The sequence below is a fragment of the Paraburkholderia hospita genome, from assembly GCF_002902965.1.
Taxonomy (GTDB): domain Bacteria; phylum Pseudomonadota; class Gammaproteobacteria; order Burkholderiales; family Burkholderiaceae; genus Paraburkholderia; species Paraburkholderia hospita.
In genome coordinates this window covers 480,839-504,340 of the sequence record NZ_CP026105.1, presented here as the reverse complement: position 1 = coordinate 504,340, position 23,502 = coordinate 480,839, and the positions used below count along the sequence as shown (strand labels likewise).

Here is a 23,502-nt window from a genome sequence, read left to right as displayed (position 1 = left end):
TTGCGGCGGCAAAGAAAAGTAGGTGCCGCCCCGCACAGGGGCGACGCTTGAAGCACGCTAACGCAATCGCGGATGCCAGCGAAAAAACAAGCAAACCACCCAGCGTCGCAGACAAAAAAACTCACGCCCCATCTCCAGGCAAATCCAAAACCTCTTCCGCGTGCGCAGCACGCTCCTGCTGCAAGGCCCACATCTGCGCAAACAACCCACCAACGAGAAGCAGTTCCCCAAAAGTCCCGCGCTCGACGATGCGCCCCTTATCCATCACGATAATCTGCTCCGCATGCACAACCGTCGACAACCGATGCGCAATAATCAAAGTCGTCCGCTCGCGAGCAATCAAATCCAACTCGTGCTGGATAGCACGCTCTGACCGTGAGTCAAGCGCCGAAGTTGCTTCATCAAACAGCAGCACGGGCGGATTCTTCAACACGGTCCGCGCAATCGCAACACGCTGCTTCTCACCACCAGAAAGCTTCAACCCACGCTCGCCAACAGGCGTGTCATACCCTTTGGGCAAACTCTCGATGAACTCATGAATATGCGCCGCGCGCGCCGCCGCGATCACTTCGTCGCGCGTCGCCGAAGGCCGGCCATACGCGATGTTGTAATAGATCGTGTCGTTGAACAACACAGTATCCTGCGGCACGATGCCGATCGACGCCCGCAGCGAATCCTGCGTTACATCGCGAATATCCTGCCCATCGATGCGAATCGCACCGCCCGTCGCGCGATCCAGATCATAGAAGCGAAACAGCAGCCGCGCGAGCGTAGATTTGCCCGAGCCGCTATGGCCAACCACAGCCGTGGTCGTGCCCGCTGCAATCGTGAAACTCACGTCATGCAGGATCGGACGTGCAGGCTCGTAGGCAAAGTTCACATGCTCGAAGCTCACCTGCGCGCCGCTCACGACGAGCGGCAACGCATCGGGTGCATCGGGCACTTCGCGCGCCGCGCCAAGCAGCGTGAACATGCGGTCCATATCGGTAAGGCTCTGCTTCAGTTCCCGATACACAACACCAAGAAAATTCAGCGGAATATACAACTGCAACATGAACGTGTTGATTAGCACGAGATCGCCAAGCGTGAGCCGCCCCGCCATCACACCCTGCGTCGCACGCCACAGGATAAATACGAGCCCCGTACCGATGATCGCCTGCTGCCCGAAGTTCAGCGCCGACAGCGAGTTCTGCGACTTGATCGCCGCCGCACGATAGCGCTTCAGGTTCTCGTCGTAACGCTGCGCTTCCCATTCCTCGTTGTTGAAGTACTTGACCGTTTCGTAGTTCAGCAGCGAATCGATGGCGCGCGAGTTCGCCTTCGAATCGAGCTCGTTCATCGTCCGGCGAAAATGCGTGCGCCACTCGGTCACCTTCACCGTGAACGTGATGTACGCGGCCAGCGCGATGAACGTGACGATCGCGTAGTACGCCTCGTATTTGACGACGAAGAAGCCGAGCACGAGACCGACTTCGACGAGCGTCGGCAGAATGCTGTAAAGCGAATACGAGATCAGTTGCGTGATGCCGCGCGTGCCGCGTTCGATATCGCGCGACATGCCGCCCGTCTGCCGCTCGAGATGAAAACGCAGCGACAGCGCATGCAGATGTCGGAACACTTTCAGCGCCAGTTGCCGCACCGCGCTTTCCGTCACCTTCGAAAAGAGAATTTCGCGCAGCTCGGTGAAAAGCGACGTCGACAGACGCACGACGGCATACGCGACCACCATCAGCCCCACGCCGCCCAGCAGCACAATGGCCGGCGCGTTCGTCGCGCGGCCGAGCGCCGTCAGGTGCTGCACGGAAGCCAGACTGTCGACGATGCGCTTCATCACGATCGGCACGCCCAGATTGGCAACCTTCGCGCCGATCAGGCAGCTGAGCGCGAACACGACGCGCCACTTGTAGGTCGCGAGGTACGGCAGCAGCGAGACGATAGTTTGCCAGTCGTTGCGCGGCAGATTCGAAATCGGCGACGGTTCGGACGAAGCGGAAGAGCGACGCATAGTTATGTTGTGGGGAAAGCCTGCACGCTTGACGCGTGACTCGTGGGGAATGTGACGGGCAAGTGCGTTCGACGAACAAAACGGCATCCCGAACGCGACACACCAGCAATAAGTGCCAACGTGCGCTTTCCCGTACAATTCCTGATCTAGCAACATTGTCGCAGAAGCCGGCTGGCGCCGCTTTCGCCGCGCTGACACTGGTCTTCCCGGTCATGCCGTCGTCGCGAGCGCCATCCCTGCCGACCCAACTGAATTCATGGATGCCCCGATGACCCAGACTCTCAACCTCCCGCAGAAACCGTGCGCGCTGCGCGTCGTCCCGCAACCGTCGGATGCGAACGTCCATGGCGATGTGTTCGGCGGCTGGATCATGGCGCAAGTCGATATCGCCGGCTCGATTCCCGCAAGCCGCCGCGCGAATGGCCGCGTTGCGACCATCGCCGTCAATTCGTTCGTGTTCAAGCAGCCGGTGTTCGTCGGCGATCTGCTGAGCTTTTACGCGGATATCGTGAAGACGGGCAACACGTCGGTCACGGTCGCCGTCGAGGTCTACGCGCAGCGCATGAGCCTCTCGGAAGAAACAGTGAAGGTGACGGAAGCGACCCTCACCTATGTCGCGACGGACAGCGACCGCCGCCCGCGCGCGCTGCCGGAACTGGACTGAGTTGCCGGACTGATTCCGGCAGGCCGCGCCCACGTAGCGCGCGGCCTTGAATGCTCCCCTGAAAGCCTGACGATCAGGCGTTCGCCGCGATCATCGCCGCGTTCTCGGCGCCCCGCTGCAGCATGCCGGGAATCGCATCGTGGGGCAGCGGCTTCGCGAAGAAATAGCCCTGCATCTCATCGCACGCGCGCTCCTTGAGGAAGTCGAGCTGCGTCGACGTCTCCACGCCTTCCGCAATCACCTGCAGATTCAGCGAGTGCGCGAGCGCGATGATCGCCGACGTGATCGTCTCGTCGTCCGACGATTCGCCGATATCCGACACGAACGACCTGTCGATCTTCAGCCGGTCCACCGGGAAGCGCTTCAGATAGCTGAGGCTCGAATACCCCGTGCCGAAGTCGTCGATCGCAAGACCGATGCCGAGCGCGTGCAGTTCGTTGAGCATCGACACGGCCTCTTCCGCGTTGCGCATGATGGTGCTCTCGGTCAACTCAAGCTCCAGATACTGCGGATCGAGGCCCGTTTCCTCCAGTACCTGCATCACGAGCTTCGCGATATCGCGCTGCTGGAACTGCCGCGCCGACAGATTCACCGACACGCGCGCGGGCGGCAAGCCTTCGTCCTGCCACGCCTTGTTCTGACGGCACGCTTCGCGCAGCACCCATTCCGACAGCGGCCCGATCAGTCCGCTTTCCTCGGCGACGGGAATGAACTGCGACGGCGGAATCAGGCCGACTTCCGGGTCGCTCCAGCGCACCAGCGCTTCCATGCCGACCACCTGCCCCGTTTCGATATCGACCTGCGGCTGGTAATGCAGCAGAAACTCGTTGTCGCGCAGCGCGCGGCGCAGACGCCGCTCCAGGTTCAGCCGCGCGCCCGCCGACACGTTCATCTCCGGCTGATAGAACTGGAACGTGTTGCGGCCCATGTCCTTCGCCCGGTACATAGCGAGATCGGCCTTCTTCATCAGCGTCTCTGCGTCGTCGCCGTCCTGCGGGAACAGACTCGCGCCCATGCTGCAGCCGACATACAGCTCCGTGCCGTCGAGCCACACCGGCTCCGAGATCGACGCCCGCACGCGCTCCATCCACGCGATCAGCGACTGCTCGTCGACGGTATCCGTCATCACGATCACGAACTCGTCGCCGCCGTGACGCGCGACCGTGTCGCTGGCCCGCGCGCAACGCGCGAGACGGTCCGCCACCACCGACAGCAGCCGGTCGCCGACGCTATGCCCCAAGCTGTCGTTGACATTCTTGAAGCCGTCGAGATCGATGAACACGACAGCCACGCCCTTGTGATGCCGCTGCGCGACGATCAGCGCATGCTGCAGCCGGTCGCGCAGCAGATTGCGGTTCGGCAGGCGCGTGAGGCTGTCGTAGTTCGCCTGATATTCGAGCTGTTCCTGATAGCGGATCAACGCCGTCACGTCGTTGATGACGGCGATGTGGTGCGTGGTCTGGCCGTCGGCGTCGGGCACGGGCGCGATATACAGCTGATTCCAGAACAGCGCGCCGTCCTTGCGATAGTTGCGCAGCACCGCGCTCACTTCGCGATTCGCCGACAACGCCTGCCGGATCGCGGCAATGCCTTCCTGATCGCGGTCGTCACGCTGCAGCAGGCGGCAGTCCTGGCCGATCACTTCCTGCGGATCGTAGCCCGTGATGCGCTTGAACGCCGGGTTCACGTACTCGATCAGATTGCCTTCCTTCGAAGGTGCGGTGATCAGAATGGCGTTGACGCTCGCATCGAGCGCGCGGCTTTGCAGGCGCAGCGCGAGGTCTGCGCGCTTGCGCTCGGTGATATCGGTGTACGAACCGAGCACGCCGATCACGCGGCCGTCGCTGTCGGTGAACGGCAGCTTGCTGGTCACCGTCGTGCGATGCACGCCGTCGATCACCATATCGGTTTCGTAGTTCATCTTCGGAACGCCGGAGGCCATCACCTCGGTATCCTGGCGGCTAAGCTCGTCGGCGAATGCGCGCCACGGCATGTCCTCGTCGCGCTTGCCGATCACCTGCTCCGGGTAGGCGAGGCCCGCGTCGCGCGCGAACGCCATGTTGCAGCCGAGATAGCGCAACTCCTTGTCCTTCCAGAAAATGCGCTGCGGGATGTTGTCGATCACCGTTTCCAGCATCTGGTTCGAACGCTGCGCTTCGGCTTCGGCGTTGATCTGCTCGGTGACGTCGTCGGCGAGCACGAACAGTGCGGGCCGGCCCATGAAAGTCATCGCGTGATACGAGATGTCGGCGCTGATCTGCGAGCCGTCCTTGCGCCGGTGATGCCAGATGCCTGCCATCGTGCGCGGGCCGCCCGGCGCCACGTCGCTGCGCTGCAAGTGCGATTCGAGCCGCGCGACCTCTGCGTGCGGGCGGATCGCGCGCACGGTCATCGCCAGAAATTCGCTCTCCGAGTAGCCGTATTGCTGCTCGGCCGCCGTGTTGACGGCGAGAAAGCGCAGCGTGTCGCGGTCGAAGATGTACATCGGCACGGGATGCTGCTCGAACAGCCCGCGAAAACGCTCGTCGTGCCGATGCAGCGCTTTCGCGATGCGCAGCTTTTCGCGCGCGACATTTTCCCGCGCGCCGAACGTGTAGATCAGCAGCCCGCTGCCCGCGAGCATCGTCACGATCAGGAACAGCATCGCGTAGCGAGAATCGCGCATCGATGCGTCGAGTGCCGCCTTCAGCGACAGGTCTTCCTGCACGCGCAACTGGTCCATCCGCGCTTCGAGCCCGTCGACTTCCATCCCAAGACGCGTATAAGTCTGCGCAGCCCATGCGCGTGAGCCGTCCTGCTCCGGCGCGGTGGTTTTGGCGAGCGCAAGCGCGATGTCCTGCTGAAGCCGCGTGCCGTCGGACGTGAGCTGCGCGAGCGCGCCAGCGACGTTTGGCTGGTTCGCCAGTTGCTCGCGCAGCGCCCTGTCGATCTTCGCAAGCGACGCGGACATCCCTGCCGCCGCCTCGGCGGGCGCCGGCGTGGCCGATGCCTCGTAACGGCCGAGCACGCCGAGGCCGTCTTCGAGCGTCGCGCGATAGGCTTCCAGATTCTGGCGGATAGCCGTCGAGCGGACCGTGCGCGCATCGGCGTCGCGCTGTCCGCAAATCTGCGTGTACGCGACGAAGGCGTTCGCGCCGACCGCCGCGGCGACGACCGCCAGATTGATCAGCAGCCGCTTCGATAGAAAAGAGATCATAGGTTCCGAACGTCGTTCGATCCTGCAGGCGGGGGCGCGCGGGAAGCCAGTCAGATGCGCAATCACATGCGGCGCGCACGGACGACGCGGACGAACGAGCGCAGCCGGGCGCAGCGCTTTACGCGCCAACCTTTGGATAACGGCAGCGATCGGAAGAGATTGAGGGCAAAAACGAAAAAATCTTGCGCCAGATTCAGCTGGCGAGGCCAAATTCCTTCATTGCCGGCAGGAAATCATGGTTGCTCGCCGTCTTGCGCGACAGTTTGGCGAGCACGTAGCGCTGAAACGGCTCGAGCCGCGCCCACTGCGTGGCGCTCGGCGCCATCAGACTGGCGAGCTGGGCCTGATTCAGAACGGTATCCGGCACGACTGCAGTGTCGCGCCATGCCGGGTTATCCTCGGGCGTGAACCATTCGGGCTCGATATTCGCGTGCGTGCGCATCATCTCGAAGAGGGCGTGATCGAAGTTCGGCTCGATCGCAGTGTCGTCTTCGACGGGAAAGCGCGCCAGCAGCACGCGGTCTTCGTGCGGCAGCATCTGCCATTGTTCGAGCGAGATCCGCAGCCCGAAACGGTCGAGATTGAATCGGACGACCATCGGTATGAATTTCAGATTCTCCGAAGATTCAACCTCGAAGTTGAACAGCAGGGGCGCATCATTGAGTCCCATGACAGATTCCTCTTGTTCGGCGGGCAACGCGCTATGCCGGTCTGAGGTATTTTAGAACCATATTGGCGGCGCGGCGGCCCTAAGCCGGGTCGCAGCATTCGTGCAGGAGTCAGCAGGTGAACGAACTGGAAACGGGCGAACAACCGGGCATCGTTGAGCAGGCGGTGCGCCGGCACCGCGGCGGCGCGGTCGAGAGCGTCGCCGATCATGTCGGCCAGGAGTGGCCCGTCGCGCTCGTCTTCAACGGCATTTCGCACGCGGTGATGATGTGCACGCCGCGCGACCTCGAAGAATTCGCGGTGGGTTTCGCGATTTCGGAAGGGATTGTCGAGCGCGGCGCGCACATTCAGGACATCGAGGTCGAGTTCCGCGACGGCAAATTGCCGCATGCGGAAGTGCAATTGACCGTCGTGCAGCAGGCGTTCGTCGCGCTGAAGGAGAAGCGCCGCGCGCTGTCGGGCCGCACGGGTTGCGGCGTGTGCGGAATCGAGAGCATTGATCTGCTCGATCTGGCGCCGGAACGCGTGCCCGACACGGGCTTTTTGCAGCGCCTGGCGCCCGATGCAATCGCTCGCGCCGCGAAGGAACTGCCCGCGCACCAGGCGCTCACGAAGATGACGGGCGGCCTGCACGCCGCCGCGTGGTGCGACGCGACGGGCGCGATCCACTATGCGTTCGAGGACGTGGGGCGTCACAACGCGCTCGACAAGCTGATCGGGCGGCTGTCGCTGGATCGCGTCGATACGAAGGAAGGCTTCGTCTTTCTGTCGAGCCGCGCGAGCTACGAACTGGTGCGCAAGGCGGCGCGCGTCGACATTCCGATGGTCGCGACGATTTCGGCGCCGTCGTCGCTGGCGATTACGATTGCACGCGAAGCGGGCGTGCGGCTGGTGAGCTTCTGTCGCGAAGCGGGCTACGTCGATTACGACACTGTCTGACGCGGCCGCCTCGTTTCCCGTTTAGCTGAACTGGCGGAAGTCTGGTTTGCGCTTCTCGAAGAACGCCTTGAACGCTTCCTTTGCTTCGGGTGCGAGCAGCATCTTGGCGAAGTGCACGGCTTCGTCGGTCATTTGGGTCTGGATTTCGTGCTGCGCGGCGCGTTTCATTAGTTGCTTGGTCACGCGGAGCGACGATGCGGGCAAGGCGGCCAGTTTTTGCGCCTGCTGCAGCGCGAACGCGTCCACTTCTGCCGCAGGCAGGATCCGGTTCACGAAGCCCATGCGTTGCGCTTCTTTGGCGTCGAACGGTTCGCCGAGCATCAGCTTTTCCGCTGCCCCTTGATAGCCAGCGACGCGCTGCAGCAGCAGCGACGATGCGGCTTCCGGGCACAGGCCCAGTTGTGCGAACGGCAGTGAGAAGGTTGCTGTGTCGGCGGCGTAGACCAGGTCGCAGTGCAGCAGCAGCGTTGTGCCGATTCCTACGGCTGCGCCGGCCACTGATGCCACTAGTGGTTTTTCCGCTGAGCTGATTGCGCGCAGGAACTGGAAGACCGGTGCGTCGTCGCTGACGGGTGGTTGCTTCATGAAGTCTTCCAGGTCGTTGCCGGCGCTGAAGATTCCCGCGCTTCCGCGGATGAGCACCGCGCGGGTGGCCGGGTCTTGTTGCGCTTCGACCAGCGCGTCGGCCATCGTTTGGTACATCGCTGCCGTGATCGCGTTTTTCTTTTCTGGGCGGGCGAAGGCGATTGTTAGCACGTCGTGCGTGCGGGTGATTTCGATGTCCATTTGTCACTCCTCCATGTTTTTGCGCTTCTGCGGTTGGCATTTGCGATGCCGTTCGCCTTTTCGCCTGGCGTCCGGGTTAAGGGGTTTGCTGCGCACGCTGGTGTGGTTTGCTTGAGGTTGCGCTGGCATCCGCGCTTTGCCTTCGTGCTTCAAGCGTCGCCCCTGTGCGGGGCGGCACCTACTTTTCTTTGCCGCCGCAAAGAAAAGTAGGCAAAAGAAAGCGGCTAACACCGCCAGTTCTTCTTCCTGCCTGAGGGCCCCCAACCGGTCCCTCACTTCACACGGCAACTTTCCTGTTCGCGTTCGTTGCCAACGCTCCAATCCAACGCATCACCCGCCTCACACACCCGCGTCGCAGCGTGCCGTACCAGATATTCCACGGCCGCCCAGGTGGCAAACTGTGTGTAGGCCCCAGGTGCTCCGCACGCCTCACTCCGGACCGACAGGGCAAGCGTCCCACCCTGTAAGAGCGCCGATTTATACGCCGCGACAACCTACACACAGTTTGCCACCTGGGCGGCGCAAACCATTCGCCGCCGCTAGCCCATGTACCGGCGTTTGAAGTGGGTGAGGCGTTCATTCGAAGCGTTGGCAACGCACGCAAACAAGGACACTGCCGTGTGAAGGTCGGGGACGTTGGGGGCCCGTGGATAGCAACACTGGCTGGCGGTGTTAGCCGCTTTCTTTTGCCTACTTTTCTTTGCGGCGGCAAAGAAAAGTAGGTGCCGCCCCGCACAGGGGCGACGCCTGAAGCACGAACGCAATGCGCGGATGCCAGCGCAAACACCCAAAAACCAAACAGCTTTGCGCAGCGAACACCGTATCGCCGATGCCAGCGAAACCAAATGCGAACCGCTAATACACCAGCGGCCCGCAAGCAAAACCCCACACCACTCAAACCCGCTCAATAATCCCAGCCGCACCCATACCGGTGCCCACACACATCGTGACCATCCCGTACTTCAAATTCCGCCGCCGCAGGCCATGAACAACGGTAGAGGCACGAATCGCCCCAGTCGCCCCCAGCGGGTGCCCCAACGCAATAGCCCCGCCAAGCGGATTAATCTTCGCCGGATCGAGCCCAAGATCGTTGATAACAGCCAGAGACTGCGCGGCGAAAGCCTCATTCAGCTCGATCCAGTCGATATCGTCCTGCTTGAGCCCTGCGGCCTTCAGCGCCGCCGGAATCGCTTCCTTCGGCCCGATCCCCATGATCTCCGGCGGCACACCGCGCACAGCGAAGCTGACAAACCTGGCCAACGGCGTCAGATTGAACTGCTTGAGAATCTTCTCCGACACCACGATCAACGCGCCCGCCCCATCCGACGTCTGCGAACTATTTCCCGCCGTCACCGAACCCTTGTTCGCAAACACCGTGCGCAACTTCGCAAGCCCTTCCATCGACGTATCCGCGCGCGGACCTTCATCGAGCCTCACCTCACGCGTCTTCACCTTCACTTCGCCCGTCGCGAGATCGGGGAAACGCTCGGTGATCGTGTAGGCCGCGATCTCGTCGTCGAACTCGCCCGCCTGTTGCGCAGCAACCGCCTTGCGATGCGATTCGACCGAAAACTGGTCCTGCTGCTCGCGGCTCACCTTCCAGCGCTCCGCAACCTTCTCGGCCGTCAGGCCCATCCCGTACGCAATACCGACGTCTTCATTGCGATCGAAAATATGCGGCGACAGCGACGGCTTGTTGCCCATCATCGGCACCATGCTCATCGATTCGCAACCGCCCGCGATCAGCACGTCCGATTCGCCGACGCGAATGCGATCCGCCGCCATCGCGAGCGCCGTTACGCCCGATGCGCAGAAGCGGTTCACCGTCACGCCGCCGACCGTGTTCGGCAAGCCGGACAGCAACGCGCCCATGCGCGCCACGTTCAAACCTTGCTCGGCTTCGGGAATCGCGCAGCCGACAATCGCGTCTTCGATCAGCGATGTGTCGAGGCCCGGCACCTGCGCGACAGCCGAGCGGATCGCGTGCACCAGCAGTTCGTCCGGGCGCGTGTTCCTGAACATCCCGCGCGGCGCCTTGCCGATCGGTGTGCGGCTCGCGGCGACGATATATGCGTCCTGCAATTGCTTGGTCATTTTTGAGGTTCTCCTGTCGACCAGAGTTGGCGGTTTAGCGCCTTACTCTGGTCCCATGGCATGTCGATCAGAGTTAGCGCTTCAGCGCTTAATCTGGTCCTATGGCGAATCGATCAGTTGCGCACCGGCTTGCCCGTCTGCAGCATGCCCATGATCCGTTCCTGCGTCTTCTGCGTGCCGAGCAACTCGACAAACGCGCGACGCTCCAGCGCCAGCAGCCATTCTTCATCGACGAGACTGCCCGCTTCGACGTCGCCGCCGCACACCGCTTCCGCGATGCGGCTCGCGATCAGGTAATCGTGCTCACTAATGAAGCGACCATCGCGCATGTTGACGAGCGACGCCTTGATCGTCGAAATCGCCGAGCGTCCGGCGACAGGCACCTGCGTCACGCGCAGCGGCGGACGATAGCCCGCGGCGGCCAGCGCGCGCGCTTCTTTCTTCGCGGTGTCGAGCAGTTCGAAGACGTTGAAGACGATCGTGTCAGACGGCTTCAGGTAGCCCATCGCGCGGGCTTCGAGCGCCGAGCCGGAGACCTTCGCCATCGCCGCGTTCTCGAACGACTTCTGCAAGAACTTGAGCAGATCGTTGGTCGCGCCGACTTGCGTCGCGGCCTCGGCGGCACGCAACGCCGCTTCCTTCAGCCCGCCACCCGCCGGCACGAGGCCGACGCCCACTTCGACCAGACCGATATAGCTCTCGACATGCGCGACGCGCTTCGCGCTATGCAACACCAGCTCGCACCCGCCGCCGAGCGCGATGCCCGACACGGCCGCGACCACGGGCACGTTCGAATACTTCACGCGCAGCATGCCTTGCTGGAACTTCTTCACGAACGGCTCGATGCCCTTCGCGCCGCCCATCATGAAAGCGGGCATCGCTTCTTCGAGATTCGCGCCCGCCGAGAACGGGCCGCCCGGCGCGCCGAGTTTCAGCGACGTCGGTTGCCAGATGACGACGGCCTTGTAGTCCTTCTCGGCGACATCGATCGCCTGCGTGATGCCGTCGATCACCGACGGTCCAATCGTGTTCAGCTTGCTCTTGAACGACACGATCAACACGTCGTTCTCGCCCGCGCGATCGTCGACCCATGCGCGCACGGCATCCGTCTCGAACACAGTCTTACCGTACGTCTTCGGATCGGCGCCTGTTTCGCCTGCGAGCGGCGCGCGGAACACTTGCCTGTCGTACACGGACAGCGACGAGCGCGGCACGAAGCGCTTTTCAGCCGGCGACCACGAGCCTTCGTTCGTATGCACGCCGCCCTTTTCGGCGACAGCACCTTCCAGCACCCACACGGGCAGCGGCGCGTTCGACAACGCCTTGCCTGCCGCGATGTCTTCCTGCACCCACTCGGCGATCTGCTTCCAGCCCGCCGTCTGCCAGCCCTCGAACGGACCTTCGTTCCAGCCGAAGCCCCAGCGGATCGCGAGATCGACGTCGCGCGCGTTGTCGGCGATCGACTCCAGATGCACGCCGATGTAATGGAACACGTCGCGGAAGATCGCCCACAGGAACTGCGCCTGCGGATGCTGCGATTCGCGCAACAGCTTCAGGCGTTCGGCGGGCGGACGCTTGAGAATGCGGCCGACCAGCTCATCCGCCTTCGCACCGCCATCGACATAGCTGCCCGTCTTCGCGTCGAGCACCTTGATCGCCTTGCCTTCCTTCTTGTAGAAGCCCGCGCCCGTCTTCTGGCCGAGCGCCCCTTGCTTCACCAATCCGGCGAGTACGGCAGGCGTTTCATAGACCGGGAAGAACGGGTCGTCGGTGAGGTTGTCCTGCATCGTCTTGATGACGTGCGCCATCGTGTCGAGACCGACCACGTCCGCCGTGCGGAACGTCGCCGACTTCGCGCGGCCGAGGCGGCTGCCCGTCAGATCGTCGACTTCATCGAAGCGCAGACCGAACTTCTCGGCTTCCTTGATCACCGCGAGAATCGAGAAAATGCCGACGCGGTTCGCGATGAAGTTCGGCGTGTCCTTCGCGCGCACCACGCCCTTGCCGACCACGCTCGTCAGGAAGGTTTCGAGTTGATCGAGGATTTCCGGGCGCGTCGCCGTGGTCGGGATCAGCTCGACCAGATGCATGTAGCGCGGCGGGTTGAAGAAGTGCACGCCGCAAAAGCGCGCCTTCAGTTCGTCGGAGAACCCGTTCGACAGTTCGGTGATCGACAGGCCCGATGTGTTGCTCGCGAAGATCGCGTTTCGGCCGATGTGCGGCGAGACCTTCTTGTACAGGTCGTGCTTCCAGTCCATCCGCTCGGCGATCGCCTCGATCACCACGTCGCATTCGGCGAGCTTCTCGATGTCGTCGTCGTAGTTGGCGGGCTGGATGTATTGCGCGTCGTCCTTCACGCCAAACGGCGCGGGCGACAGCTTCTTCAGGTTTTCGATCGCCTTCAGTGCGATGCCGTTCTTCGGGCCTTCTTTGGCTGGCAGGTCGAACAGCAGCACGGGCACCTTCGCGTTGATCAGGTGCGCAGCGATCTGCGCGCCCATCACGCCGGCGCCGAGTACGGCGACCTTGCGAATGATCAGATTGCTCACGTCGTTCCTCCGGGGCGTTATGCGGTGTCGCGAGTCACCGCGCGCGGGCTTAGATGGGCGGCGCGCGGCGTATGTGTGTGAGTGTGGCGGCGGCGCATGACTGTCGTGCGCCGCCTCGCGATGGCTTTAGAACAGCGCTTCGTCGACTTCCATCAACGTCTTCGAGCCGGCGCGCGCGGCGCGAATCGTCGAGGCCGTTTCGGGCAGCAACTTCGCGAAGTAAAAGCGCGCGGTGGCGAGCTTCGACTTGTAGAACGGATCACCGGATGCTTCGTTGTCGAGCGCGATGCGCGCCATGCGGGCCCAGAAGTACGAGAACACCAGGTGGCCGACCGTGCGCAGATACGGCACGGCCGCGGCGCCGACTTCGTCCGGGTTCTGCATTGCCTTCATGCCGATTTCCATCGTCAGCTTCTGCACCTTGTCGCCGATATCCGCGAGCGGATTGACGAACTCCTGCATCTCCGGCTTGATGCCTTCTTCCTCGACGAAGTCGGTCACCAGCTTGCCGAACTTCTTGAGCTTCGCACCCATGTCGCCGAGCACCTTGCGGCCCAGCAGATCGAGCGACTGAATCGAGTTCGTGCCTTCGTAGATCATGTTGATGCGCGCGTCGCGCACGTATTGCTCCATGCCCCACTCGGCGATGAAGCCGTGGCCGCCGTAGATCTGCATGCCCATGTTCGTGCCTTCGAACGCGTTGTCCGTCAGGAAGGCCTTGATGACGGGCGTGAGCAGCGCGACGAGGTCGGCGGCGTCCTTGCGCACGGATTCATCGGCGTGCGACAGCTCCTTGTCGATGTTCAGCGCGGCCCAGTACGTGAAGGCGCGCGCGCCTTCCGCGTAGGCCTTCTGCGTGAGCAGCATGCGGCGCACGTCGGGATGGACGATGATCGGATCGGCGGCCTTCTCGGGCGCCTTCGGGCCCGTCAACGAGCGCATCTGCAAACGCTCCTTCGCGTAGACGAGCGAGTTCTGATACGCGACTTCCGTCAGCCCCAGACCCTGCATGCCGACGCCCAGGCGCGCCGCGTTCATCATCACGAACATCGCGTTGAGGCCCTTGTTCGGCTCGCCGACCAGCCAGCCCTTAGCGCTGTCGAGATTGATCACGCACGTCGCGTTGCCGTGAATGCCCATCTTGTGTTCGATCGAGCCGCACTTCGCGCCATTGCGCTCGCCGGGGTTGCCGTTCGCGTCGGGTATGAACTTCGGCACGACAAACAGCGAAATGCCCTTCGTGCCTTGCGGCGCATCCGGCAGGCGCGCCAGCACGAGGTGAACGATGTTCTCGGCGAGATCGTGCTCGCCGCTGGAAATGAAGATCTTGGTGCCGCTGATCGCGTACGAGCCGTCGCTATTCGGCTCGGCCTTCGTGCGCAGGATGCCGAGGTCGGTGCCGCAATGCGGCTCGGTCAGGCACATCGTGCCCGTCCATTCGCCCGACACGAGCTTCGGCAGATAGGCCTGCTGCAGCTCCGGCGTGCCGTGCGCATGCAGGCACTCGTAGGCGCCGTGCGACAGGCCGGGGTACATCGCCCAGGCCTGGTTCGCCGAGTTCAGCATTTCGTACACCGCGTTGTTGACGAACGCGGGCAGGCCCTGGCCGCCGAAGTCGGGATCGCAGCCGAGCGCGGGCCAGCCCGCCTCGACGTATTGCCGGTACGCTTGCCTGAAGCCCTTCGGCGTGGTGACGACGCCATCGCCTTCGTATTTGCAGCCTTCCTGATCGCCGCTCTGGTTCAGCGGGAACAGCACTTCCGAGCAGAATTTGCCGGCTTCCTCGAGCACCTGGTTGATCGTGTCGGCATCGAGATCAGCGTGCTTCGGCATCTGTTTGATCTCGGCTTCGACGTTCAGCAGCTCGTGCAATACGAATTGCATGTCGCGCAACGGCGCGGCGTACTGTCCCATGAGTCTCTCCAATCAATCCAAAGGTGTTGGCTCGAGCTCCGCTGCCAGCCTCCGCGCCGTCTGGATCCATCCGATGAGGACCCACCCAGCTCCGCTAGCGGCTTGCGCTCTCGCTCTGATACGAAACAATCAGTTTTTCCAGCGCGGCCCACGTCAGGCGCACGGCATCGGGCAGATGCAGGAAGCGTGCGTCATGATGCAAGCCGAGCGTGAAGCTATACAGTTCGAAAAGCATCAGTTGCGGATCGGTGTCCGCGCGCAGATGCCCTTCGTCCATTGCCTGCGAAATGGCTCGCGTAAGCGCCGCGCGCCACATCGTGACGCTCGCGACCAGTTGCTCGCGCACCGCGCTGTCCGCGCGATCGTCATACTCGACCGCGCCGCTGATGTAGATACACCCAGTCGTCACTTCCTGGATGCGCTTCTCGATCCAGCGCGAGATCATCGCGCGCAAGCGCGGCAAGCCTCGGGGTTCGCGCAGACTCGGGAAAAACACCTCGTCCTCGAAACGACGGTGATATTCGCGCACCACTTCGACCTGCAGGTCTTCGCGCGACCCGAAATGCGCGAACACTCCGCTCTTGCTCATCTGCATGCGCTCGGCAAGCAGACCGATCGTCAGACCTTCCAGTCCGTCGCGGCTTGCCAGATCAAGTGCTGCATCGAGAATCGCGGCTCGCGTTTGTTCGCCTTTTCGCATAGCTGTGTACCGTCTGATTTGACCGAAAGAAAAATCGAACGGTCGTACCATTATTGTGGGCGACCGTCCGCGAGACAAGGACTTTATTAGAAACGGGTTTCTAACACGTTCTGATTTTCCGTCATTCGCCTATAAGAGGATGCGGAATTTTTAGAATCATTTGCCAGAACTGATCTGAGATGTCTCCGATTATTGATTATTATGAATAGGCTTTTGTCTGCCTTTTTCTGTATCGCCTCTTAATCGTAGCCGCCCACCGTCAGCAGCTTCATCGCGAGCCGGTAGGTGTTGTACGCAAACCAGTTCAGCAGACGCTCGCCGGCGGGACGCGCCGCATAGTGCTTCTCGTCGATGCGGCGCCCCTCGTCGAACGCGGCGACGATCGCGGTGCGCAACTGGTCGATCTCAGGGTGCAGCACGAGCACGACGTTCGCCTCGTTGTTCAGCATCAGGCTCAGCGCGTCGAGATTCGACGAGCCGACCGTGCCCCAGTTCGAATCGACCACGGCGACCTTGCCGTGCAGCATCGTCTTTTCGTATTCGGCGATCTTCACGCCCGCCTTCAGCAACGTCCGATACAGGAACGGCACCGCGTAATCGAGCATCGCGAATTCCTTCCTGCCGATCACGAGACGCACGTCGATGCCGCGTTGCGCCGCGTAGATCAGCGCGCGCCGCAGCTTGCGTCCGGGCATGAAGTACGGATTGGCCAGCAGCACTTCGGAGCGCGCCTGTCCGATCGCGGTGAGATACGCCTTTTCGATTGCGCGCCGGTTGACGAAGTTGTCGCGTGCGACGAACGCGACGCACGGCTCGGCCATCGCGCGCATGTCGGCCGTACGGGCGCTGCGGCGCACGCGCACGAAGCGTTCAGTCGCGGCCTGAGGCGTCGCGCCACCGACGGGCGGCGGCACGAGCGCCGGACGATGGCCGATGCGGATGCGCTCCCACTGCACGTCGAAGGCTTCGAGCACGTCGGCCACGACGGGGCCTTCCAGCTCGACGGCGAAGTCCCAGCGCGCGTAAGGCAGACGCGTGCCGTTCTGATCGTAGTCGTCGACGACATTGATGCCGCCGCAATACCCGAATTCGTCGTCGACGACGGCGAGCTTGCGGTGCGTACGCGAGAAGCCGAATCGCCCGAAGATATGCGGGTTATAGATGCGATGCTCGATGCCCGCGGCCTGCCAGTCGTTGAACATCGGCAGGCGTTCGGTGCCGACACCGTCGGTGATCACGCGCACGCGCACGCCGCGCGTGGCGGCGCGGACCAGCGCGTCGGAGACGGGACGGCCGGAGGCGTCGTCGCAAAAGATGTAGGTTTCCAGCGCGACGTTGCTTTTCGCCGCGTCGATCCGTTCGATCAGCGCAGCAAAGTACGTCTCGCCCGCCGTGAACAGGCGCACCGAGTTGCCGGAACAAAAGCGATACCTGGACCAGTAGCGCCGGCCGGGCAAATGCTGTGTCAGCCGGTCGAAGCGGCGGCCGTCGCCGCCGCTCATCGGCAACGCTCCTTCACGCGTTGCGGCAGTTGCAGGATCGCGTCGCGGTTGGACCACGAGAAGCAGCGCTCGGCCGCCTCTTGCCAGGGCAGCCACAGATGCGCGGTGTGCTCGAGCGGCGCCAGCGTCACTTCGAGACGCTGCGGCACCTGCAGGCTGAACCAGTGCTCGGTGTTGAGCGTGACGCCTTCCGCATAACGGTGACGCCAGGTCGGGAAAATTTCGAAGTCGATATGGTGATGCCAGTCGACGAGCGCCTCACGCGGCACGACCTCGCCGCCAATCACGATGCCCGTCTCTTCCGCCACTTCGCGGATAGCCGTCTCGCCGATCGGTTCGTCGATGTGATCCTTCGAACCCGTCACGGATTGCCAGAACGCCTCCCGGTCGGCTCGTTCGATGAGCAGCACGTCGAGATCGGGCGTATGAATGACGACGAGTACGGATTCCGGAATCTTCGGCGGTTTCGGCATGGTGATAAAGCGGGGCGCGGTTTTACTGACTGGACCGCGCGATTGCATGTCGGACGGCAGAGCTTACAACGACTGTAACGCAAAAAGCGAAAAAGGCGCATAACGCGCCTTTTTCGCTAGTGGTTTCGCGGGCACGTCGTTGTTTTAACGACGCAACCGCGCAAACGGTCACATTTACGCTTTCTGCTCGGGCTGACGCAGGCGGATGTGCAGTTCGCGCAACTGACGCTCGTCGACTTCGCTCGGCGCCTGCGTGAGCAGATCCTGCGCGCGCTGCGTCTTCGGGAACGCGATCACGTCACGGATCGAGTCTGCGCCCGCCATCATCGTGACGATGCGGTCCAGACCGAACGCGATACCGCCGTGCGGCGGCGCGCCGTACTGCAGCGCGTCCAGCAGGAAGCCGAACTTCAGACGCGCTTCTTCCGCGCCGATCTTCAGCGCGCGGAACACCTTGCTCTGCACGTCTTCCTGGAAGATACGCACCGAACCGCCGCCGATTTCCCAACCGTTCAGCACGATGTCATAAGCCTTTGCGAGGCAGCGGCCCGGGTCCGTTTCCAGATACTCGAGGTGCTCGTCCTTCGGGCTCGTGAACGGATGGTGCGCGGCGACGTAGCGGTTTTCTTCCTCGTCGTATTCGAACATCGGGAAATCGACGACCCACAGCGGCTTCCAGCCCTTCTCGACCAGACCGTTGGCCTTGCCGAACTCCGAATGGCCGATCTTCAGACGCAGCGCGCCGAGGCTGTCGTTGACGACCTTCGCACGATCCGCCGCGAAGAAAATGATGTCGCCGTCCTGCGCGCCCGTGCGCTCGATGATCGCCGAGATGGCCGCATCGTGCAGGTTCTTGACGATCGGGCTTTGCAGGCCGTCACGGCCCTTCGCCACTTCGTTGATCTTGATCCACGCCAGACCCTTCGCGCCGTAGATACGCACGAATTCCGTGTAGCTGTCAATGTCGCCACGCGACAGCTCGCTGCCCTTCGGCACGCGCAGCGCCGCGACGCGGCCGTCCTTCGTGTTCGCGGGCGTGCTGAACACCTTGAAGTCGACGTCCTTCATTGCGTCCGTCAGTTCGGTGAACTCGAGCTTGACGCGCAGGTCCGGCTTGTCCGAACCGAAACGGCGCATCGCTTCCGAGTACGGCATCACGGCGAACTTCGCGTCCAGTTCGACGCCGATCGTTTCCTTGAACACATGACGCGTCATGTCTTCGAACAGATCACGGATTTCCTGCTCGCCCAGGAACGACGTTTCGCAGTCGATCTGCGTGAATTCCGGCTGACGGTCGGCGCGCAGGTCTTCGTCGCGGAAGCACTTGACGATCTGGTAGTAACGGTCGAAGTTCGCGACCATCAACAGCTGCTTGAACAGCTGCGGCGACTGCGGCAGAGCGAAGAACTGGCCCGGGTTGGTACGCGACGGCACGAGGTAGTCGCGCGCGCCTTCCGGCGTGCTCTTGGTCAGCATCGGCGTTTCGATGTCGATGAAGCCGCGCGAATCCAGGTACTTGCGCACTTCCATCGTCACGCGATAACGCAGGCGCAGGTTGTGTTGCATCTGCGGACGACGCAGGTCCAGCACGCGGTGCGTGAGGCGCGTGGTTTCCGACAGGTTGTCGTCGTCGAGCTGGAACGGCGGCGTGACCGACGCGTTCAGCACGTTCAGCTCGTGGCACAGCACTTCGATCTTGCCGCTCGTCAGGCTGGCGTTGGTCGTGCCTTCCGGACGGTTGCGCACGACGCCCTTCACCTGGACGCAGAATTCGTTGCGCACGCCTTCGGCCGTCTTGAACATCTCAGCGCGGTCCGGGTCGCAGACGACCTGAACGAGGCCTTCGCGGTCGCGCAGGTCGATGAAGATAACGCCGCCATGGTCGCGGCGCCGGCTCACCCAGCCGCACAGCGACACAGTTTGACCCAGCAGGTGTTCGGTCACCAGACCGCAGTATTCAGATCTCATCGACATGATGTTTGTCTTTCGTTTTGCATTGGTTGAACGGCGCGCGCCGCACGGCATGGCCGGCGGCGCGAACCGGCATTACAGCGGTGGCTCGACGGTCGTGCGGCGCTCCGGCGCCGGCTGATTCGCGGGCGGAGCAACGACGCCCATCGAGACGATGTACTTGAGTGCGGCGTCGACGCTCATGTCGAGCTCGATCACTTCGCTTTTCGGCACCATCAGGAAGAAGCCGGACGTCGGGTTCGGCGTGGTCGGCACATACACGCTGACGTGCTCTTCCTTGAGATGGTTGACGACGTCGCCGCCGGGGATGCCCGTCAGAAACCCGATGGTGTAGGAGCCTTTACGCGGGTATTCGATCAGCAGCGCCTTGCGAAACGCATTACCGCTCGACGACAGCAGCGTGTCGGACACCTGCTTGACGCTGGTGTAGATCGGGCCGACGACGGGAATGCGCGCGACGATCAGTTCCCACCAGCCGACCAGCTTCTGCCCGACGAAGTTCTGCGTCAATAGACCGACAACAAAAATGAAAGCGAGCGTCAACACGGCGCCGAGACCCGGCAGGCGGAAGCCGAGCATCCGCTCCGGTTGCCACGAACGGGGCAGCAGCAGCAGCGTCTGATCCATCGTGCCGATGATCAGGCCGAGCACCCACAGCGTGATGGCAAGAGGCACCAGCACCAGCAGGCCAGTCAGGAACACCGATTTGAGCGTCGTCTTTTTCGTCGTCATGTATACCGCCAGAAATCCGCGCGACTGCATTGCGCGGCGTCTACGTCACCCTGAGGTGGCGAAACTGCTAGGTGCCCGAGCCGCTCGCGGGAGCGGGCGCCGCTGCCGGTGTCGGCGCGGCAGCCGGCGTAGTCGTGGAGGCTGCGCTGTCGGACGAACCCGTCGCCTCCGGCTTGCTGTCCGTTTTGGACGCCGACGCGTCCGGGGCATTGCTGGCAGCGTCGCCCGACTTGTTGCCCGAATTGCCGCCGCGGAAGTCCGTGACGTACCAGCCCGAACCCTTCAGCTGGAAGCCGGCGGCGGTGACCTGTTTGCGGAAAGCATCGGTTCCGCACTCCGGGCATTGCGTCAACGGGGCGTCGCTCATTTTCTGGAGCACGTCCTTCGCGAAGCCGCATGACTCGCAACGATAAGCGTAGATCGGCATGACCTTGTCCCTACTGAAAACTCTTTGAACGCTTGGTAGGGTAGCCCCCTTTCCTCGCGGAAAAGGGGCCCCCTAGGAACTGTACGTGCGAGTTTCCCCGCATACAGCTCGAGCCTACAAAAACAAAGTCCTGCTAGTGCAGGACCGGCTTAGTTACAACAGCACCCGTCGCGTGGACCTGCTGGTGGCAGTAGGGATGGAGTAGCACCCGATTGGACAGAGCGTCCGACCCACCATGCATCCGATATTCCAGATGATGGTCATGCCAGCCCGTATCGTCCGTCAGGGCATTGCCACAGTGCGCGCACAATCCGCCCTGTGACATGTACAGCGTCGCCCATTGCTTCCGGTAACGCATCGATTCCCACATGCGCTCTTGTCGCAACCGCTCGCCATACACCTCCCACGTCGGATCAAATGGGTTGTAATCCCCACTGATCTTCCGATGTCGTTTGATGACCGTACCACTCATGTTGTACAGCTCAAACAAGCCCGTAGTACCGTCTTTTCGTGCTCTAGGACAAGCAAAAACCCGCCGACGGCCACCGATCGCATGAAAGTACTTCGCATTCACCCAATCGGTCTTCTTCTGCGGATGTCGCCTCTTCGACCACCGCCAGAGTCTCCCAAAAATCAGATACTCCATGCGGCTGTATGCCTTCTTGGCCGTGACCGGGCGGTGGTACAGCGCCCACCCTCGCAACATGGGGTTCAACAGACGGATCAAGTCCTCCTGTTTCACCGTTTTGTTGCCACTGATCGTTTCCGCCACCTTGCGATAGAACGTTTGCACGTTCTTCCGGCTTGGTTTTATGAGCAGCGTCCCCGAGTACTTCCGGAAATTCCACCCCAGGAAATCGAAGCCTTCGTCAATATGAGTGATCCGCGTTTTTTCCTCCGACAGTCGCAGACCTCGCGTAGCGAGGAATGTTTCCACCCAAGGTCTGACCTCATTTTCCAGAAGCTCTTTCGAGTCGCCTGTGATCACAAAGTCATCCGCGTACCGCACCACATTCACTTTTAGCTTCCGAGCCTTCGTCTTTCCTAACGTCGCACCGAGATGCACCATTAGTTCCGTCTCTAACCCGTTCAGCGTCACGTTGGCCAACGTCGGGGAGATGATCCCTCCCTGCGGCGTACCGGCCTCAGTCGCCTGTAGCTGACCCTTGTAAATCAGGCCAGCCTTCAACCACTTCCGGAGGATCTCCCTGTCCATGCGGACATGGCGTACCAGCCAGTCGTGGTTGATATGGTCGAAGCAGCCCTTGATATCCGCTTCCAGTACCCAGCGGGCCGAGGCCTCTTGGGACATGCAGACGCGGATTTGGGCCATGGCATCGGCGGTCGAACGGTTCACCCTGAATCCATATGAATTCGGATCACTCGTCGATTCCGACACCGGCTCCAGAGCTAACAGATACAAGGCTTGCATCGCCCTGTCCCGCATGGTCGGAATGCCCAGAGGGCGTTCCTTCCCATTAGCCTTGGGGATAAAGACTCTCCGTAAGGGCAGAGGCTTGTATCCATGCCGCTTCAACCTGCCGACGGCTTCCCATCGACTCTCAGGCGAATCCCACAGTTCACGATCGACTCCAGCCGTTCGCGCACCTTGATTCTGCGTAACACGTCGCACCGCATACAGCTTTGCGGACAACGTGCGGGTCAACATCCGTTGCAGGGATTTCACCCTGCGCCAGTTGCCATCCCGCGTCGCCTTCGCAATTCGAATCTGCATCCCTCTCACGTTCCGCTCAACCCGACGCCAATCTACGGCGTACCAGTTGGTCGGCGCGTGTGAGAGCGCAGACCCATCCTTTCGGACAGATACTCTCATGCTGCTCTCCCGCTTTAAGAAGTGAATCCCGAGCAGAGAGCAACGCGTCCCTTGCGGGAGCTTTTGCTCCCGCAACGGGGTAAGAACAACACTGACTACCAAAAGCTCGTCAGCAATCACTATTTCCGCTAGAGGGTAGTCAGCCGTCTTGCGACGGTAGACCAGACGGAAGTCTGCACGCTTTCGCGTAGGGTGATGTCTCAACCCCTATCCGGACCGTTACAGCCCGGCCTTCGCTTTTTCCGTCCTCCCATACCCGCACGGTCGACAGCGTTCCTCACGGTCCGCCTGCCTGCGATTTTCCGCAGGCAACCATACGGGCTTACCACGTTCCCGGCATGTCACACGACTGATTTAGGTTCTGCCTCTCCCCCGGTGGCTCGATGACGACGTAACCCGAGCTTTGAGCGAGTTATCCAGCCACGTACCTTTTGGTTAGTGCCTATCAGCAGCTTTTGGCACCGCAATTCTTACGAGGTTTATCAGCAGTTCACTTACGTTAACCTTGTCAGCCAACCTAAGGTCTCAACCCCCTTGCTGCTAAGGAGCATCAGCTACAGGCCTCACAGCCAGCAGCCCCTGAGATACCGGGACCTATTGTCAGAGAAGCTTCACACCCCACCGTTACCAGTGACGCATGTCCTCTTAGGTTACTGCTGGTCGTACAGCAGGTTCTCTACACTCACCGATGTTCCGGTGAGGCCGAACAATGACACACCGAGCTTCCGCTCGTGTCTTCCAGCGAACCCCAGACCCAAAGGTTCTGGCATTACAAACGACACCCCGCCCTGTCGGCGGAGGTGAGGCCGCTGACTGGGCGGGACCTGACGGTAATCAGGTCAATGTAACGAGGTTACCGGCTGATAGCTCCGGTTTCCGATTCCACTACAACGGTGTGCCCGGTGGGGCACATCTACTTCTCAAAGTGGTAGCCCACATAAGAGGCCACCGATGGAGGGCATGGTGAGTTTCCTCAATAACCCTCAATAAGGTACTTCAGTCGATGCCCCGTAGCGTGGGGCGGACGGACACGAGCGTGCGTGTCGC

At 62.0% G+C, this 23,502-nt stretch carries 16 protein-coding genes; 2 read left to right on the top strand and 14 right to left on the bottom strand.

All coding sequences use genetic code 11. The features are described from left to right. Window positions 1-121: 121 nt before the first annotated feature. Window positions 122-2,005, bottom strand: coding sequence for an ABCB family ABC transporter ATP-binding protein/permease (locus C2L64_RS02200; RefSeq protein ID WP_090835954.1), 1,884 nt, complete (start codon window positions 2,003-2,005; stop codon window positions 122-124). Between the two features lie 268 nt (window positions 2,006-2,273). On the opposite strand from C2L64_RS02200, the gene C2L64_RS02195 reads away from it, so the two are divergent. Next, a complete protein-coding gene (locus tag C2L64_RS02195) occupies window positions 2,274-2,669 on the top strand; it encodes an acyl-CoA thioesterase (protein ID WP_007579793.1) in 396 nt (131 codons plus the stop codon). Between the two features lie 73 nt (window positions 2,670-2,742). On the opposite strand, the gene C2L64_RS02190 is transcribed toward C2L64_RS02195, so the two are convergent. Beyond that, entirely contained in the window at window positions 2,743-5,865 is a 3,123-nt protein-coding gene (locus C2L64_RS02190) for a sensor domain-containing protein (RefSeq protein ID WP_090835953.1), read from the bottom strand. Window positions 5,866-6,058: 193 nt separating this feature from the next. After that, on the bottom strand, window positions 6,059-6,535 hold the full coding sequence (locus C2L64_RS02185) for a nitrate reductase associated protein (RefSeq protein ID WP_007579789.1): 477 nt from the start codon (window positions 6,533-6,535) through the stop codon (window positions 6,059-6,061). Window positions 6,536-6,651: 116 nt separating this feature from the next. On the opposite strand from C2L64_RS02185, the gene fdhD reads away from it, so the two are divergent. Continuing rightward, window positions 6,652-7,473 carry a formate dehydrogenase accessory sulfurtransferase FdhD gene (gene fdhD / locus C2L64_RS02180; protein ID WP_007745223.1) on the top strand — a complete coding sequence of 274 codons (822 nt, stop codon included), beginning with the start codon at window positions 6,652-6,654 and terminating at the stop codon, window positions 7,471-7,473. Between the two features lie 21 nt (window positions 7,474-7,494). On the opposite strand, the gene C2L64_RS02175 is transcribed toward fdhD, so the two are convergent. The 11 genes from C2L64_RS02175 to ltrA form a co-directional block, all read right to left on the bottom strand. Further along, window positions 7,495-8,259: an enoyl-CoA hydratase gene (locus tag C2L64_RS02175; protein ID WP_007579785.1), complete on the bottom strand. Its 765-nt coding sequence runs from the start codon at window positions 8,257-8,259 to the stop codon at window positions 7,495-7,497. A gap of 894 nt (window positions 8,260-9,153) precedes the next feature. After that, window positions 9,154-10,353, bottom strand: coding sequence for an acetyl-CoA C-acyltransferase (locus tag C2L64_RS02170; RefSeq protein ID WP_007579783.1), 1,200 nt, complete (start codon window positions 10,351-10,353; stop codon window positions 9,154-9,156). A gap of 113 nt (window positions 10,354-10,466) precedes the next feature. Continuing rightward, complete coding sequence (locus C2L64_RS02165) at window positions 10,467-12,902, bottom strand: 3-hydroxyacyl-CoA dehydrogenase/enoyl-CoA hydratase family protein (protein ID WP_090835952.1); 2,436 nt, start codon at window positions 12,900-12,902, stop codon at window positions 10,467-10,469. 126 nt (window positions 12,903-13,028) lie between these two features. Beyond that, entirely contained in the window at window positions 13,029-14,816 is a 1,788-nt protein-coding gene (locus C2L64_RS02160) for an acyl-CoA dehydrogenase C-terminal domain-containing protein (protein WP_090835951.1), read from the bottom strand. Window positions 14,817-14,910: 94 nt separating this feature from the next. Beyond that, window positions 14,911-15,516, bottom strand: coding sequence for a TetR/AcrR family transcriptional regulator (locus tag C2L64_RS02155; RefSeq protein WP_007579775.1), 606 nt, complete (start codon window positions 15,514-15,516; stop codon window positions 14,911-14,913). A gap of 239 nt (window positions 15,517-15,755) precedes the next feature. Next, window positions 15,756-17,018: a cardiolipin synthase ClsB gene (clsB, locus tag C2L64_RS02150; protein ID WP_007579773.1), complete on the bottom strand. Its 1,263-nt coding sequence runs from the start codon at window positions 17,016-17,018 to the stop codon at window positions 15,756-15,758. Next, a complete protein-coding gene (nudB, locus tag C2L64_RS02145; RefSeq protein WP_079500071.1) occupies window positions 17,015-17,491 on the bottom strand; it encodes a dihydroneopterin triphosphate diphosphatase in 477 nt (158 codons plus the stop codon). Before nudB ends, clsB begins: the two co-directional genes overlap by 4 nt. Window positions 17,492-17,665: 174 nt before the next feature. Further along, on the bottom strand, window positions 17,666-19,465 hold the full coding sequence (aspS, locus tag C2L64_RS02140) for an aspartate--tRNA ligase (RefSeq protein WP_090835950.1): 1,800 nt from the start codon (window positions 19,463-19,465) through the stop codon (window positions 17,666-17,668). 72 nt (window positions 19,466-19,537) lie between these two features. Beyond that, window positions 19,538-20,194 (bottom strand): DUF502 domain-containing protein, encoded by a 657-nt coding sequence (locus C2L64_RS02135; RefSeq protein ID WP_079497998.1) that lies wholly within the window; start codon window positions 20,192-20,194, stop codon window positions 19,538-19,540. Between the two features lie 67 nt (window positions 20,195-20,261). Next, complete coding sequence (locus tag C2L64_RS02130) at window positions 20,262-20,621, bottom strand: FmdB family zinc ribbon protein (protein WP_086918014.1); 360 nt, start codon at window positions 20,619-20,621, stop codon at window positions 20,262-20,264. Between the two features lie 133 nt (window positions 20,622-20,754). Beyond that, the gene (gene ltrA, locus C2L64_RS02125) at window positions 20,755-22,455 is read right to left on the bottom strand and encodes a group II intron reverse transcriptase/maturase (RefSeq protein WP_090835997.1); all 1,701 of its coding nucleotides are present in this window, start codon (window positions 22,453-22,455) and stop codon (window positions 20,755-20,757) included. Window positions 22,456-23,502 lie beyond the last annotated feature (1,047 nt).